General features: G+C 44.2%; 16 protein-coding genes. 3 read left to right on the forward strand and 13 right to left on the reverse strand.

What is annotated here, in order from left to right:
• Positions 1-39: 39 nt before the first annotated feature.
• The 9 genes from BQ7344_RS06830 to pcrA form a co-directional block, all read right to left on the reverse strand.
• Positions 40-1,926, reverse strand: coding sequence for a heavy metal translocating P-type ATPase (locus BQ7344_RS06830; RefSeq protein WP_072521973.1), 1,887 nt, complete (start codon positions 1,924-1,926; stop codon positions 40-42).
• Between the two features lie 63 nt (positions 1,927-1,989).
• Positions 1,990-2,208, reverse strand: coding sequence for a cation transporter (locus BQ7344_RS06835; protein WP_072521974.1), 219 nt, complete (start codon positions 2,206-2,208; stop codon positions 1,990-1,992).
• A 215-nt stretch (positions 2,209-2,423) separates the two neighbouring features.
• Positions 2,424-3,812, reverse strand: coding sequence for a 23S rRNA (uracil(1939)-C(5))-methyltransferase RlmD (rlmD, locus tag BQ7344_RS06840; protein ID WP_072521975.1), 1,389 nt, complete (start codon positions 3,810-3,812; stop codon positions 2,424-2,426).
• Positions 3,813-4,041: 229 nt separating this feature from the next.
• On the reverse strand, positions 4,042-4,284 hold the full coding sequence (locus BQ7344_RS06845) for a hypothetical protein (protein ID WP_072521976.1): 243 nt from the start codon (positions 4,282-4,284) through the stop codon (positions 4,042-4,044).
• Positions 4,285-4,361: 77 nt separating this feature from the next.
• Entirely contained in the window at positions 4,362-5,267 is a 906-nt protein-coding gene (locus tag BQ7344_RS06850) for a phosphatidylserine decarboxylase (RefSeq protein WP_072521977.1), read from the reverse strand.
• Positions 5,264-5,941 (reverse strand): CDP-alcohol phosphatidyltransferase family protein, encoded by a 678-nt coding sequence (locus tag BQ7344_RS06855; protein WP_072521978.1) that lies wholly within the window; start codon positions 5,939-5,941, stop codon positions 5,264-5,266. The genes BQ7344_RS06850 and BQ7344_RS06855 overlap by 4 nt, the downstream gene beginning before the upstream one ends.
• Complete coding sequence (locus BQ7344_RS06860; protein ID WP_072521979.1) at positions 5,938-6,984, reverse strand: lysylphosphatidylglycerol synthase transmembrane domain-containing protein; 1,047 nt, start codon at positions 6,982-6,984, stop codon at positions 5,938-5,940. The genes BQ7344_RS06855 and BQ7344_RS06860 overlap by 4 nt, the downstream gene beginning before the upstream one ends.
• Positions 6,985-6,991: 7 nt before the next feature.
• Positions 6,992-7,684, reverse strand: a complete 693-nt coding sequence (locus tag BQ7344_RS06865; RefSeq protein ID WP_072521980.1) for a phosphatase PAP2 family protein — start codon at positions 7,682-7,684, stop codon at positions 6,992-6,994.
• Between the two features lie 97 nt (positions 7,685-7,781).
• Positions 7,782-10,016: a DNA helicase PcrA gene (pcrA, locus tag BQ7344_RS06870; RefSeq protein ID WP_072521981.1), complete on the reverse strand. Its 2,235-nt coding sequence runs from the start codon at positions 10,014-10,016 to the stop codon at positions 7,782-7,784.
• A 201-nt stretch (positions 10,017-10,217) separates the two neighbouring features.
• Here pcrA and BQ7344_RS06875 point away from each other — a divergent pair, with 201 nt between their 5' ends.
• Positions 10,218-10,841 (forward strand): DUF1836 domain-containing protein, encoded by a 624-nt coding sequence (locus BQ7344_RS06875; protein WP_072521982.1) that lies wholly within the window; start codon positions 10,218-10,220, stop codon positions 10,839-10,841.
• 45 nt (positions 10,842-10,886) lie between these two features.
• Here the strand turns inward: BQ7344_RS06875 and BQ7344_RS06880 are convergent, their stop codons facing one another.
• Positions 10,887-11,624: an SH3 domain-containing protein gene (locus tag BQ7344_RS06880; RefSeq protein ID WP_072521983.1), complete on the reverse strand. Its 738-nt coding sequence runs from the start codon at positions 11,622-11,624 to the stop codon at positions 10,887-10,889.
• Between the two features lie 118 nt (positions 11,625-11,742).
• Here BQ7344_RS06880 and BQ7344_RS06885 point away from each other — a divergent pair, with 118 nt between their 5' ends.
• Positions 11,743-13,458, forward strand: coding sequence for a serine hydrolase (locus tag BQ7344_RS06885; RefSeq protein ID WP_072521984.1), 1,716 nt, complete (start codon positions 11,743-11,745; stop codon positions 13,456-13,458).
• Between the two features lie 114 nt (positions 13,459-13,572).
• On the opposite strand, the gene BQ7344_RS06890 is transcribed toward BQ7344_RS06885, so the two are convergent.
• Both BQ7344_RS06890 and BQ7344_RS06895 read right to left on the reverse strand, forming a co-directional pair.
• Positions 13,573-13,887, reverse strand: coding sequence for a YerC/YecD family TrpR-related protein (locus tag BQ7344_RS06890; RefSeq protein WP_015541997.1), 315 nt, complete (start codon positions 13,885-13,887; stop codon positions 13,573-13,575).
• Between the two features lie 103 nt (positions 13,888-13,990).
• A complete protein-coding gene (locus BQ7344_RS06895) occupies positions 13,991-14,713 on the reverse strand; it encodes a phosphatase (protein WP_072521985.1) in 723 nt (240 codons plus the stop codon).
• A gap of 155 nt (positions 14,714-14,868) precedes the next feature.
• Here BQ7344_RS06895 and BQ7344_RS06900 point away from each other — a divergent pair, with 155 nt between their 5' ends.
• Positions 14,869-16,188, forward strand: coding sequence for a replication-associated recombination protein A (locus BQ7344_RS06900; RefSeq protein WP_072521986.1), 1,320 nt, complete (start codon positions 14,869-14,871; stop codon positions 16,186-16,188).
• A 51-nt stretch (positions 16,189-16,239) separates the two neighbouring features.
• Here BQ7344_RS06900 and BQ7344_RS06905 read toward each other — a convergent pair whose 3' ends face one another.
• Positions 16,240-16,752 carry a DUF4364 family protein gene (locus BQ7344_RS06905; protein ID WP_072521987.1) on the reverse strand — a complete coding sequence of 171 codons (513 nt, stop codon included), beginning with the start codon at positions 16,750-16,752 and terminating at the stop codon, positions 16,240-16,242.
• Positions 16,753-16,772: the final 20 nt, after the last annotated feature.

Here is a 16,772-nt window from a genome sequence, read left to right on the forward strand (position 1 = left end):
ATATCTCTCTTTCTTTCAACCCATCTTTGTAACCTGTAGTTACAATTTCTTTACAAAAAGGGTTCTTATCGCGTTCAGGACAGCAATTACCATAACTCCGACATCAGCAAAGATTGCAACCCACATGTTGGCAATACCAACTGCGCCGAGAATCAGGCAGATAACCTTGATACCGATTGCAAAGTAAATATTTTCATAAACAATACGCATGCATTTCTTCGCAATGCGGATTGCTTTGACGATTTTTTGCGGATCATCATCCATCAGGACGACATCAGCGGCTTCGATCGCAGCATCTGAGCCAAGCGCTCCCATCGCAATACCGATATCGGCTCTGGAAAGTACCGGTGCATCGTTGATACCGTCACCAACAAAGGCAAGTTTTTCTTTCGCTGTCTTTTTTGCAAGGAGTTCTTCTACCTTTGTTACTTTATCAGCCGGCAGAAGTTCACTGTATACACGGTCCACGCCCAGTTCACCGGCTACCTGCTGTGCAACTTTATCGATATCTCCGGTCAGCATGACTGTCTCTTTGATGCCGTGTTTCTTAAGATTTGCAATTGCCTCTTTTGATGTCGGTTTCGGCACATCAGCGATCAGGATATGTCCTGCATAAGCACCGTTGATTGCCACATGAATGACCGTTCCTACCTGATGACATTCGACTGCTTCTACTCCGATACGTTTCATCAGTTTTGCATTGCCGACTGCCACAGAAACTCCGTCTACTTTTGCGGTAACACCATTTCCACTGATTTCTTCTACATCTGTTACACGATTCTGATCAATTTCTTTGCCATAAGCAGTTTTCAGGCTGCGGCTGATCGGATGTGTGGAAAAGCTTTCTGCAAGTGCGGCATATTCAAGGATTTTTGCTTCTTCCATAGTATTGTGATGCACACCGGCAACTTCAAACACACCTTTTGTCAGAGTACCTGTCTTGTCAAATACAACATATTTTGTCTGTGCCAGTGTTTCCAGATAGTTTGATCCTTTGACCAGGACACCGGCATTGCTTGCACCACCGATTCCTGCAAAGAAACTGAGCGGAATACTGATAACAAGTGCACACGGGCAGCTGATTACCAGGAAGGTCAGCGCACGATAGACCCACTGTCCCCACTGCGCAGGATTGTGGAGGAAAAGAAGATTTACAATCGGCGGCAGTAACGCAAGGGCAAGCGCACCATAGCAGACTGCCGGCGTATAATATCGTGCAAATTTTGAAATAAAGTTTTCGGATCTGGATTTACGGGAACTGGAATTCTCGACAAGTTCCAGAATCCTGGATACAGTAGATTCACCAAACTCTTTTGTAGTACGGATTCTCAGCACACCTGTCATATTGATACATCCGCTGATGATCTCATCTCCCGGTTTTGCATTTCTCGGAAGACTCTCACCGGTCAGGGCACTTGTATTCAGAGTTGTACTTCCTTCAATGATCACACCGTCGATCGGAACTTTTTCACCCGGCTGTACTACGATCATGGAACCAATCTCGACTTCATCCGGATCAACCTGTTCCAGTTTGCCGTCTTTTTCGATATTTGCATAATCCGGACGGATATCCATCAGTTCACTGATGTTGCGACGGCTTTTGCCTACTGCATAGCTCTGGAAGAGTTCACCTATCTGGTAAAAAAGCATAACGGCGATTGCCTCATTATAATCTCCACTCTTCTCATAAACTGCCAGTCCGAAAGCACCGACTGTGGCAATCGCCATCAGGAAGTTTTCGTCAAACACCTGACCGTTTTTGATTCCCTTGAAAGCTTTTTTCAAAATATCATATCCGATTTCCAGATAAATCGCCAGATAACAGATGAATCTCGGAATTCCTGTAATCGGAATGAAATGCAGAACGATCAGCAGTGCCGCTGCTATGATAATACGTGTCATCATTTTTTTCTGCTTTTTATTCATTTCTTTTCTCTCCTTTTTGAAAATCGCTCTGCCGCAGCCGCAGCAGAGCAATCAGGTTCATTCTTATAAATAAATTTCGCAGTCGTCTTCAACCTTCTTGCAATTCTTGAGGACTTCTTTCATAACACTCTTCGGATCCTGTCCTTCTTCGAATTCTACGTTCATTTTCAGCATCATAAAGTTTACGGCTGCATCCTTAACACCTGCAGTGTTCTTTGCTGCTTCTTCCATTTTGTTTGCACAGTTTGCACAGTCAACTTCGATTTTGTAAGATTTCTTCATAGTGGGATTCTCCTTTTATATGCTTATTCTTTTCTTTCGCTCTTTCATATGAACAATCATTCATATGTTTGATTGTATTATAACATTCCGGTCACATATGTCAATATATTTCCGATAAATTTTCAAGAATTTTATCAGATATTTGGTTACGTAATAATTTCCTATAACGTAAAAATTCCCGGAATACCATCCAGATACTCCGGGAATTTTTCTTTTTATTCTTTAACAAGCAGGGCTACTGCCTCTGTCCATACGGTTTCGCAGAACTGATCTACGCAGCATGCCTTTTCCAGACGGTAGCCTGCTGCAAGAAATGCCTCCAGGTCACGTGCAAGACTGGTCGCCTTACAGGAAACATATACGATACGGTTCACACCGTAGGAAAGGATCTTCGGCAGTGCTTTCGGATGAATACCATCACGCGGCGGATCCAGCACGATCACATCCGGCTTTTCCGTCAGGTCATCCAGAACTTTCAGAACATCGCCTGCAATGAAACGGCAATTATCCAGCCCGTTCAGCTTTGCATTTTCTCTTGCAGCTTCCACTGCATCCTCTACGATTTCTACTCCGATCACCTCTTTTGCCACCGGCGCAAGAAGCTGTGCGATCGTACCGGTACCACTGTAAAGGTCAAATACCTCCATACCGCTGGTATTCTGAATGTATTCTCTTACAATATTATAAAGTACTTCCGCCGCCAGGGAATTCGGCTGGAAGAAAGAAAAGGTACTGATTCGGAATTTCAGTCCGAGCAGCGTCTCGTAGAAATAGTCCTGTCCATAAAGAATTCTTGTCTCATCGCTCTGCACGACATCTGATAGAGAATCATTGAGAATGTGCATGATCCCGACGATTTTTCCTTCCAGCGGAAGGGCCAAAAGCTGTTCTTTCAGTGGTTCCAGATCATATTCCTCCTGCGTGGTCGTAACAAGATGTACAAGAATCTCACCTGATGTTACACCACGGCGCAGCATCAGATGTCGGAGATAGCCTGTGTGCTGCAGTTTTCTGTAATAAGAAGCTCCTTTTTCTCTGAAAAACTCACGTACGCAGATCAGAATATCGGTCATATCCTTATGCACCAATTTACAGTCATCCGTATTTAAGATGTCGTAAGTACTGCCCTTCTTGTGCAGTCCCAGAGAAAGTGGACCGTCTTTGTACTCATCTCCAAAAGAGAATTCCATCTTGTTACGATAGCCGAACTCAATCGGACTTCCATGGATGCCTTCCCATTCGAAATCCGCCAGACCGTTCTCATCTACCTGACCACCCTGTACCAGTGCATCCTCCAGCAGTTCTTTTATCTGTGTTTCTTTCATTGCCAGCTGATTCTCATAAGACATCGTCTGATACATGCAGCCGCCACATGCCGGAAAATTGCTGCACACCGCCTCTCTTGTCTCAAGAGGAGATTTTTCCAGAACTTCAAGGATTCGTCCCTGTGCTCTGCCGGAACGTTTTTTCTGGATCATAAAGCGTACCTTCTGTCCCGGAATTCCGTTTTTGATCAGCACTTTCTGATCGTCGATACAGACATAACCTTTATTCGGAAAGTCCACCTTTTCTATTACACCTTCGTAAATTTCACCTTTTTTCATTTCAATTATTCCTCATCTATTTTAAATCAAAGCAGACAAGTCTCCTCAAACTACACAACTACTTCAATCTTTGAGTGACTTGTTATGCTTTGCGCGCTAGATGCAGTCTGCTTTAGCAGACATATTCCACTTGCATCTAGTCGCATCCTCGCGGAGCGTGCTGCTCTGTCTTTGACAGAGCAGTAAAACAGCCCCGGTTATCTGCCGGAGCTGCTGATTCATGCTACTCTTACTTTTCCTCGTCTTCGAAATAATCATCAAAATCATCATCGAAATCTTCTTCAAAATCTTCCAGATAATCCGGAGCGAAGAAACGATATACTGCAAACGCAATACCTGCTACTGCTGCAACAGCACCGATGATCGCCAGTACCCAAAGGACTGTATTTTTGTCTTTTTCGTCCTCTTTTTTCTTTAAGGCAGCAAGTAAATCTTCAATTTTTTCGTTCTGTAATAAATGATTCAGATTCATGATGGGCACCTTCCTCTCGTTCAAACTCATTTATAGGTCATAGTATACCACGAATTCCTTCATTTTACCATATCTTCTCATAAATTTTCGCCGATGTAACCACCATCATCTTTTACTTCTGATACACCGATTTTTTCTCCCAGATGTACTCTTGTTTCGATTCCTTTTTCGGAATTCAGGAAAATATCTGGATCCGGCAATACACGATCCTTCTGCGTCATCAATACGATCGTAGAACCTCCGAAAGCAAAATTGCCTTTTTCTTTACCACGCTTCACTCTGCCCCGAAGCGGAACATTCTCGATTCTGCCAACCATCAGGGCACCCACTTCCATCATAAGGACCGTGCCGAAATTGACAGTTTTAAGCAGCGCATATTCTCTTGTATTTTCTTTATAGATCGGATAAACATCGTTTGCCACCGGATTGACGGTGTGCAACGCACCATCAATGTGCACTCTCCTTGATTCAAAACCATCATCAATATAAATATATCGATGGTAATCATCTACACAGAGTCGAAATACCCAGAGATAACCGCCCTCGTAACGCTTCGCAAGTACCGGATTCTTCAGAAGTTCCGCAACCGTATACGGGGTGTGTTTAATTTTCACCCGGCAATTTTCATCAATCGGATAGACGCTTATCCGGCTGTCACACGGACTTACAAAATGCTCCGGTACCATACTGACCGGCCTCGCACCCTCGCGGATCCTTCTTGTAAAGAAGTCATTGTACGACCGGAACTTTCTCTTTTCATAATCCCGCATGTCGATTCCGGCATGACGGATAAATGCCGGTACTGCCAGAGCCGAAAGACGCGAATCAAGAATCCTGCCGCCAAGCTCAGATAAAACCGGATTTACCAGTGGCTTTAATACTGCCCTGCCAGGTGCACAGCCGTACATCTTCTCAAGAAGGCGGTCCTGCCCGGAATCATTTTTACAGATATGTCCCTGTCTGTCTGCTGTATAGCTGCTCACGGAGCCACTCCTTTCAGTTTTGTCACAACACCATGACGAGCCCACCATGCTTCCTTATAGAAAAGAATAAAGAAGACTGCTACTGCCACAACCGAAACCAGAACAACCAGTTCTTTATTTGTCGGTTTACGGAAACGGAAATTAAGTATAAACAAAAATCCAACGATCAGCATTGCAGCATGGAGCAATCCTACAAAATAACGGAATCCCGGAAAAAACATAGATGCCACAAACAGAAACGGCATGATCACAGCCATCGAGGTGATCGGAAGTCCCTGATAATATTTACGGTTTTCGCTTGTCTCACTCTGTCTCTTTGCTTCCATTACATTAAAATATGCCAGACGGATCACGCCTGCCAGACCATAGAACGCAAGTATAACAATGCTGTAAAGCTTGCACATGCCAAGTTTGTATCCAAGGATGATCGGAAAAATTCCGAAACAGACAATATCACACAGAGAATCTATCTGAATGCCAAAGGATTTCTCGTCGTCTGTCCTGTCTTTCTTTGTTCTCGCTATTTTTCCGTCAAACATATCACACAGTCCGGAGAATGCCAGACAGAAAACTGCCACCGTAAGTTTCCCATCGATTGCACAGAACATACCCACTATCGAAGAAACAAGACTGATATATGTAACCACTACCGTATAATCATAAAATCCTATCATTCGTAACTCTCCTTCTCTTTGCTGTCATGCTCCTGTCCGATCGTAAGCTGTGCCACGATGGTAAAAAGAGCACTGATCAAAAGCTCCCCATAATATCCAAGTCCTCTGCTGAGAACCATTCCCGGTAAAAGCAGTGTTCCAAAAACCGGTGTAAAAATCGTCAGAAACAGTGTTTCACTGATTCCCATGCCACCCGGAAGAGGAAGCATATCAACAGAAACAGAAATCACCGCCTGCAGAAACAGCACCGTCCAGAATCCTGTTCCCGACAGCGAAAAGGATCTGTATACAAACCAGGTCACCGCAAACATTGCCATTCTCTGTACAAAGGTAATCCCAATTACGTTTGCGATCACTTTTGAATGAGTTTTGAGATACGCCGCCGTATCTCTGTATGCATCCATAGAGTCTTCCAGCTTCTTAAGTCTTCCGTCTTTCCTGCGGAGAATGTGAAGCTTTTCCAGTATCTTAAGTCCCCATACCATAAAGCTTCTTGCAAGGAGCGGATGAAATACCAGTATTGTCATAAAAGTCACACAGAAAATATTCAGCGCAAGTCCAAGATAAAATACCGGAAGTATCCCTTCAAGATACTGATGTAAAAATCCTCTTCCAAATACCGCCACGCCGATTCCGATCACAACAAGCACCAGTTTGTATGTAATCGTAATTATCATAAGAATCACGGCGGATACCGGTATGGGTATATTTTTCTTTTTCATGTAGTATGCCTGCATCGGCTGTCCGCCACTTGCAGACGGTGTGATACAACTGAAGAAAAAACCCACCGATGAAAAAAGAAAGCATGTTTTCTTTTTTACTTTGATTCCATACGAACGCATCATATACCATATAATGATCGATTCACCCCAGATAAAAAATGCGACCAGCGCAAGCCCGGGTGCAAGCCAGCGCTTATCTGCACTGCGTATGGCATCCATCATAGATTCAAGATCTTCTCCATGAAATACTCCGTAGATGGTAAGTGCAAATACAGTCACCAGAAAGACCCCGTTGAAGATCACTTTTTTATTTTTTTTCATAAGTAGCTCACCCTTCTGTCAGCCTGCGAATTTTCTGTTCGATCCTGCTGCCGAATCTTTCGTATATCCTGTAGAGATCTGTCTTTCTTCCGATGAAGAAACAGGATTCAGCAAGAAGGATTCCTCCTGCCACGTCTACGATCACATGCTGTTTCGTAAGAAGTGTGGATACAAATACCAGAATCGCAATTACCATGGACACGCTCTGATACCAGCGCGGAATTTCTTTCCTGCCACGGATTCCCAGATAACAGAACCAACTTACCAGACAGTGGATGGACGGAAACAGATTGTCTGCCGCGTCAATCGAATACAGCCACAGAGCTGCCTGATTCCACAAACCGCCCCCTGTGATCACCGGTCTTGTATTTGTCGTTGGAAATGCAAGAAAAAACACAAGGCAGATACATCTCGATATAAAATCTCCTGTAAAAAACTGATAGACACTGCGCCGATCCTGCCTTGCAATAAGAATGTAATTGACAGCCCAGAAGACATAACAGCCAAAATAGATCACCAGAAACTCCGGGACAAAAGGAAATCTTCTGTCCACGCCTGTCTCGATATTGTGATGATACCATCCGCCTGCGATCATCCTTGAACCTGAATAGACAAGACAATTAAATACAAAAGAAAATATAACCGGAAAAACTCCATAAGCAGGGAGTATTCTCGTAAGACCTTTTAAAAGCTTTTGCATAATGTACTCCCTTCGTTTTTCATATAAAACAGTATAGCATTCCCTGACAGGTGAGGCAACTAAAGTACGAAAACATTAAGAATTCTTAAGAAAAAAGTTATATTCTTTTCAGCTTTGCAAATGCTGCAAACATTTTTTTTGTACCAAAGCGGTCAAAATCTACGGTAACCTCATAATCTCTGCCGCCTTCTACGATATCTTTAACGATGCCAACACCGAATTTGACATGGCGCACGGTATCACCGACTCCGTAATCAAGGGAATCCGCTTTGGTCACTTTGAAGTTCTGTGGCTGAAATGCCTTCGTATGGAAATTCTTCTTCATCTGAAGATAACTGTTCAGTGAAGATTTCGTCTCCGGCATCTTCGGTTTGCGCTCCTGCACAGTATTTCCGAGTTCTACCAGTTCACGCGGAATCTCCCTCACAAACCTGGATACACGGTTATACTGCGTCTCCCCACGTACCATACGCTGCTGCGCGCTGGTCAGTGTCAGTTCTTTCATTGCACGGGTAATACCTACATAGCACAGGCGACGCTCTTCTTCCATGTCGGAAGGATCTCCCGAAAAGATACTCATGCTGCCCGGAAACATCCCGTCTTCCATACCGGCAAGATAAACATACGGAAACTCCAGTCCCTTTGCACTGTGAAGGGTCATCAGAATCACATAATCCTGATTTTCATCAACTGAATCAATCTCCGCTATCAGGGCAATTTCCTCAAGGAAGCCGGACAGAGTCGCTTCGCGTTCTTCATCCTTCATGGCTTCTTCATAAGAAACCGTCTTGGAAATCAGTTCATCAATATTTTCGATTCTTGCTCTTGCCTCATCAGTATCCTCGGCTTTGAGTTCATCCACATAACCAGTCAGGTCAATGATCTCTTCAAGAAGTTCTGACACAGAATATGCCTGTGCTTTGCTCTTTAATGACTGAATAAAAGTCACAAAGCCCTCGATCTTTGACAGGCTTCTTCCGATTGACGGAACCTCCTCCGCCACACGAAGGGCATCATAAAAACTGATATTCATCATATCCGCATAATCCTGCACCCTGCCGACAGTCGTTGCACCGATGCCACGCTTCGGTACATTTAAGATACGTCGTGCGGCAAGATCATCCGCTGCATTGTCTACAGTCTTTAAATAACACAGAAGATCTTTGATTTCTTTTCGTGCATAGAAATTCACACCACCGACGATCTTGTACGGAATATTGGCAAGCAGACATTTTTCTTCAAAAAGTCGTGACTGGGCATTTGTACGGTAAAGTACTGCACAGTCATGGTAATCTGCCGTACCGTCACGGTGGCGCTTCGCAATATCACCCACAACATATTCTGCTTCTTCATAGCCGTTCATAAACTGACGGAAATGTATCTTCTCCCCTTCCGGATTCTCCGTCCAGAGAGTCTTTTCTTTACGCTCAGTATTGTTGGAGATCACACCGTTTGCCGCATTAAGAATATTCTGTGTGGAACGATAATTCTGCTCAAGACGGATGACTTTTGCATTCGGAAATACTCTCTCGAATCCCAGAATGTTGCCGATATTGGCTCCGCGGAACTTGTAAATAGACTGGTCATCATCACCTACTACACAAAGATTTTCATATCTGGATGCAAGAAGGCTTACAAACTTAAACTGTGCAGTATTCGTGTCCTGATACTCATCAACCATGATATATCGGAACCGCTCCTGATAAGTCTGCAGTACATCATCGCAGTTCTGAAACAGCTCAACAGTTTTTACGATCAGATCATCAAAATCGAGCGCATTATTTCTTCGAAGCGCCGCCTGATATTCACGATAAACCTGCGCAGCTCTTTTCTGATTAAAATCTGCTCCGGCATTCATCTCCATCTCATCCGGATTCAGAAGCTCATCCTTCGCATGGGAAATCTGCGCCAGAAGTGCGCGTTCCTTAACTTTCTTTGTGTCGATGTTCATCTTGCGGCAGATTTCTTTCATCAGGGTTTTCTGGTCATCTGCATCATAGATCGTAAAATTATTATCATAACCAAGGCGATCGATGTGACGTCTCAGAATGCGCACACATGTAGAATGGAAAGTGGATACCCACACACTGCCTCCACCGACGTTGCCTGCGATCCGGTCGACACGCTCACGCATTTCGTGCGCAGCCTTATTTGTGAATGTGATCGCAAGTATATTCCACGGATTGATTCCTTTCTCCACAATCAGATATGCGATCCTGTGTGTCAGTACTCTGGTCTTTCCTGACCCTGCTCCTGCAAGAATCAGAAGCGGTCCTTCTGTATAGAAAACCGCCTCCCTCTGGCGGTCATTTAATGTATCATATATGCTCATCAGATTTCTCCTGTCTCTCATTGGTCAGTTCAGTATGTCGAACTGATGTTTTCATGTCTTTTGTTATTATACATGAAAGCCCTCACGGGGTAAAGGAATTTTAAAAAAACCATTTACAAGTAGTATTTAAAACTATATAATAAAGCCTATAGGTGATGAATCAACATTCTGCCTGCTCATCCAGGCAAAGGAGATGAATATATGTCAGTAACTACAGAATCTATGATTCGCAATATTCTGGAACGCGTTTCCGGAATCGGCTATGTGAAGCCAGAGGACATTCCGAATATAGATCTTTATATGGATCAGGTAACCACCTTTATGGAAGCACAGCTTGCACATTCAAAGCGTTATAAAGACGACAAAATCCTCACCAAGACCATGATCAACAACTACGCAAAGAATAATCTGCTCCCTTCCCCCGAGAAGAAGCGTTATTCCAAAGAGCATCTGCTGGTCCTGATCTTTATCTACTACTTTAAAAACATTCTGTCGATCAACGATATCCAGACACTGCTCGGACCGCTGACCGACAAATACTTTAAATCAGAAGGAAACATGGATCTTACTTCTATTTACACAGAAGTATTCAGCATGGAAAAAGGCCAGATTGAGGCCCTCCAAAAAGAGCTGCTGGAACGTTATGAGATTGCACAGGAGACTTTTGAGGATGCGCCGGAAGAAGACAAAGATTTTCTTAAATTATTTTCCTTTATCTGTCTCTTAAGCTTTGACGTTTATGTCAAAAAGATGCTCATTGAACAGATGATCGACGATCTTCGTGCTTCGACGGATCATGATCCGAAACACAAATCCAAGAAATAATATGCAGAACTTAACTTTCCTGCTTTCTGCAAAAAATTACCTGCATCACTGCAGGTAATTTTTATTTACGTAACCAAATTTTCCAAGTCGTTCAGAGTACACTCTCCAGTAAGTACTGTCACTGGAATCTGCAATCTGTACGATATCACCGGTGTTCAGTCTGCCGATTTCATTCTCGTCATCATATGCCATCTCACTTCGAAGAGCAAGATATCCGCTCGTTACCTTAACGGTCTTACGGATCACACTGACTGCGTCAACAAGATAATCCTTATTCACATATCCACCCTTGCCAAGTCCGGGTGCATATACCAGCCAGTAGGAACTATCACTGGAATCCGCAATCTGTACAGTATCTCCGGTATACAGCTTCCCGATCTCGTTAGAAGATTTGAACGCTTTTTCTGTACGAAGTGCCAGATAACCGCTCTGTACACGGACATTACATTCGTATGCAGAATTTGCAAGATAATTACAGTTCGTATAACCATACTTATCAAGCTTCGGAGAATAAACATACCAGTAAGTACTGTCACTTGCATTCATCACATCTACCGTGTCTCCGCTGTACAGTTTCCCGATCTCATTGGCATCGTTATATGCCTGTGCATTACGAAGTGCCAGATAACCGCTCGCAACAGCAACCGAATACGTATTCATATCTTCTGCACAATAGTCAACTGCTTTTGCCTCTGCCATAACCGGTACTGCCAGAACAAATGTAAGCATCAGCACCAGCAGAGATCTCACTGCCTGTTTCATCCATTTACGATTCTTCCTCATAGTATAGCCCCCTTTTTTCTTTCGACAAACGCTTAACTGTTCTTGTCAAATTTTTTATTATATTATATCATATATGAAACTACTTTCTGTAAAATTAATTCATCAGGAGGATACAAAAATGCGAAAATTTTTATCCCTTTTTCTCGCCGGATGCCTGATTTTTCTGCTTCCGGCTACGATCTGGGCTTCAGCAGAAACTACTTATGAAAGTGAGCAGGGACAGGCTATGATCAAAGCTCCCTCTTCATCTGTGTTTGGCAGCGGAGATTCCACTGATTCAACCGATGATGCGGACAGTTCGGATTCTGACAGTTCAGAAGGCGACGAAGATACTGTTTCTTCCGGAATTGACTGGTCAGCCGCAAATACAGCCTCCCGCGCCACTTCCGATAACTCAGGCTTTACCGTATGTATCGATCCGGGACATCAGGGCAGCTGGGTCGACATGAGCGCACAGGAACCGATGGCTCCCGGCTCTTCCCAGACCAAAAACAAAGCGACGACCGGCACCACCGGCAACTATTCCAAAGTTCCGGAATACGAAGTAAATCTACAGGTATCTCTGGTTCTTGAAAAGGAACTGACTTCCCGCGGATATAAAGTCGTCATGACACGAGAAGACAACGATAAAGCGATCAGCAACAAAGAACGTGCGGAATTTGCCACCTCTGAGGGTGCAGATATTACCGTCCGCATCCATGCAAACAGCGACAACAGCGCATCCGCTGCCGGAGCACTTACTATGGCACCGACCAGCGCCAACCAGTATCTTGATACAGACCTTATCGAAAAAAGTAATACTCTGGCCGAATGTGTCATAAACAGCTACTGTTCTGCCACCGGACTTGCCAACAAAGGCGTGATCTCTGCTGACAATATGACCGGTACCAACTGGAGTACTGTACCTGTTGCGATCCTGGAAATGGGATTTATGAGCAATGAAAGTGATGACATGTATATCACCGATACTTCCCACCACGAAACAATGGCAAAAGGAATCGCCGACGGAATTGATGAGTACTTCAACATCGTTGCATCTGATCTCACCGGATCAGGAAAACATCTTTCCGATCTGACCGATACACTTGAAAAGACTTATGTCGATCCACTTGAAGCAGCTAATGAAACCTGGGCAATTGCTGCCATGGATCTGAGCGACCATGCTTACAGTACTGTAAATGCAGAAGTATCCATGCAGTCTGCCAGTGTGATCAAAGCTTTCATCATGGCTGCTGTCTTCGATAAACTTGTTTACACTGACGGAGCGACGGAACCTTCTTCTGATTATGAAAACAGTCTGAAATCTCTCCTGACCCAGATGATCACGGTCAGTGACAACGACGCCGCAAATGAGCTTGCACGCAGACTTGGCGGCGGGGATTTCCAGAAAGGCGCATCTGTCTTAAATGAATTCTGTCAGGAACACGGATATGCATCTACACATCTCGGGCGGGAATTTCTGGCTTCCAACCCGACCGATGACAATTATACAAGTGCCTCCGACTGCTGCCGTCTCCTGTCTGACATTTACAGCGGAAGCATGGTAAACGCAGATGCTTCCTCCGACATGCTGACACTTCTGAAAGCTCAGACACGCACCGGCAAAATCCCATCCGGCATTCCGTCCGGTGTGGAAACCGCCAACAAAACCGGTGAACTTTCTGCAGGTGACGGTCTCGGTGTAGTCGAAAACGACATTGCGATTGTTTTTGACAAGGAGCATCCCTATGTCATCTGTGTACTCTCAAACAACATCCGGAACAATTCAAGCGCACAGGAAACCATCCAAAAGATTTCCGCGGATGTCTATCAGTATATGACCTCCCGGAAATAAAACAACTTCTGAACAGTTCAGACAGACAATAGAAAAGGAACAGATTATCGGAGTTTACATTGCTCCATAATCTGTTCCTCTTTTTCTTATGTGATCTTTCTTTGATTATGTCGTTTATTCTTCTGTCTTGCCTTCTGCTTCTTTTTCTTTCATTCTGGCAAATACCATCTCATAACCGTCGTTTCCGTAATTCAAAGAACGGTTTACACGGCTGATCGTCGCGGTAGAAGCACCGGTCTTTTCAGAAATATCCAGATATGTGCGCTTGTCTGTCAGCATCTTTGCAACTTCAAAACGCTGTGACAGAGAAAGAAGCTCGTTAATCGTACATACATCCTCAAAAAATGTATAACACTCTTCTTTATTCTTCAGACAAAGGATTGCTTCAAATAAATGGTCAACCTCTTCTGTTCTGATTTTTTTACCCATGATCCCTTCTCCTTTAGTTCCATTTTGTTTTAGTCTTGTTTTCTGTTTTGTGTCTTATTCATATACATCGTATTTTAACACTTTAACATACGAAAAGCAAGGACTATTTTAACGCATTAATATATCCCCTCAATGCATTCACAGAACGATTCACAACCAGCTCCTCCGGAAAATCCAGTTCTTCCAGAAGTCCCCTTGCCGCATCAAATTCCGCAATGTGTGTGTCAAAATGTGCATCACTGTCCATCACGACCGGGACCTGATATTTCATACAGAATTTAAGCATCTTTACATCGTTTTCCCTTGCATTCTGCCGAAATGAAGTCGGTACAAGTGAATGATTGTTTACTTCCAGAATCTTACCATATTCCTTTGCCCCCTGTACAAGAGCTTCATAATCCACTTCATAGCGCCCGTCATCCGGATGTCCGATAATATTGACATATGGATTCTTCATCACATTCAGATAGGCACTTGTATTCTCTTCACGTGAGCCCGGTTTCATACACGGCAGATGAAGACTGGCGATTCCGATGTCTATTCCCCGAAGTTCCTCTTCCTTCAGATCAACCTCTCCTTGTGGATTCAGGATATTAAGCTCCGCTCCCAGCAAAAGTCGTATTCCGTAAAGTTCCCTCGGAACTGTCTTCAGATTATGAAAATAATAATTATAGCAGGTTCCCGGCATCATCGGCGCATGTTCTGTAATTCCCAGAATCTCAAGTCCCCTGTCTGCTGCTGCTTTTGCCATTTCGCGCAGCGTATTATATGCGTGACCGCTTGCAATTGTATGTGTATGCAGATCCATCACGGTTTCGTATCTCATTTCATCTGTCCTCGTCTTTCTTGTATGCTGTCTGTAAACACTAACCAGTATACTACCTTTTTTTCATTTTGTAGATACTCTGTTGAATTTTTTATCAGTCTAAAGTATAATAAGAACAAATGTACGCATTTATGTAATAGAATGGAGGATCTCTTATGGATCTGTTTGAATATGCCAAATCAAAAACCCTTGACCGTGAATCACCTCTGGCTTCCCGTCTTCGTCCGACGACGCTGGATGAAGTGGTCGGCCAGGAACATATCGTCGGCAAAGACAAATTATTATACCGTGCTATCAAAGCCGATAAGCTGACTTCTGTCATCTTTTACGGCCCGCCCGGCACAGGCAAGACAACCCTCGCCAAAGTCATTGCCAATACGACCAGTGCCAATTTTACCCAGATCAATGCCACCGTTGCCGGCAAGAAAGACATGGAGCAGGTCGTACAGGAAGCGCAGAATAATCTTGGGATGTACGGACGCAAGACCATCCTTTTTATCGATGAGATCCACCGCTTCAATAAGGGACAGCAGGATTATCTTCTTCCTTTTGTAGAGGACGGAACAATCATTCTCATCGGGGCTACGACCGAAAATCCATACTTTGAGGTCAACGGGGCTCTTCTTTCCCGTTCCATCATCTTTGAACTGAAAGCCCTGAGTACCGAAAATATCCGTACGCTGCTTCTCCGTGCAGTCAACGACTGTGAGAGGGGCATGGGCAATTACGGTGCTGTGATCGACAATGATGCTCTTGATTTTCTCGCCGATATGGCAGGTGGTGATGCAAGAAGCGCATTAAACGCTGTTGAGCTTGGTATCCTCACCACCCCGAAGAGTACTGACGGACATATCCACCTGACACTGGAAGTTGCTTCGGAATGTATCCAGAAGCGCGTTGTCCAGTATGATAAAAAAGGTGATAACCACTACGACATCATTTCCGCCTTTATCAAGAGTATGCGTGGTTCCGATCCGGATGCTGCAGTTTACTATCTTGCCAAAATGCTCTACGCCGGCGAAGATATCAAGTTTATTGCACGGCGTATCATGATCCTTGCCTCCGAAGATATCGGAAACGCAGACCCGCAGGCGCTTTCTGTCGCAGTTGCCGCAGCACAGGCCGTTGAGCGTGTCGGTATGCCGGAATCACAGATCATTCTCTCTCAGGCAGTCACCTATATGGCATGCGCCCCGAAGAGTAATTCCGCAGTCAATGCGATCTTTGCCGCAATGGATTCCGTAAAACGCACACGCACCACTGTACCGGTTCACTTGCAGGATGCACATTACGGCGGGCACGAAAAACTCGGCAAAGGTATCGGTTATAAATATGCCCACAGCTATCCGAACCACTATGTCGAACAGCAGTATCTCCCGGACGAAATCCAGGGAGAGCGTTTCTATGAACCGGGAGACCTCGGCTATGAGAAAGAGATCAAGGCTTATATGCACAGAATTAAAGGCAGGGAATGAATTCCCCGCCTTTTGCTTATCATTATTTACCTTTCTCATTGCCTGAGAAGCTCAGATCAGCTCGCCCATCAGGTTCTCATAAATCTCCTGACTCTTTTTCGGCCAGTTACTGCAGATGGCCTGTGCCGCTTCTTTTCCCGGAGCTACCAGTGTCAGATCCAGAACCGTCGATTCTTTCTCAATGATCTGACAGCGCACTGCATGTGCGCCCTGTGGTGTCGTATAATAATCTGCCGGTGTCAGGATGCGTTCCTGCCTCTGTCCGCCATGACTTTGCAGATATTCTTTTATTTCATTTTTAATTTCTCCGGACAGCTCCTTCTCAAAATAAGAAAGTGTCTTCGCTCCTTCTTCCGTCAGTTCGTAATAGGAGCTATTGGAGATTGTACGTTTCCGGAGTAATTCTGTTTCGGTCAGCTCCGAAAGCACCTTTTGCAGTTGAAAATAATCCGTGTATTCACGGTCAAGTATAAATTCTGAAATCTGAGAATTTGTCAGTGTTTCCTTTGCATGTTTCGCCATATATAAGACGATCAGCTTGTACGTTGTGAATGGTTCTGCCATTTCAGTCACCTCTTTCTCAT

Origin of the sequence: Blautia sp. Marseille-P3087, assembly GCF_900120195.1 — a bacterium.
Lineage (GTDB): Bacteria > Bacillota > Clostridia > Lachnospirales > Lachnospiraceae > Blautia_A.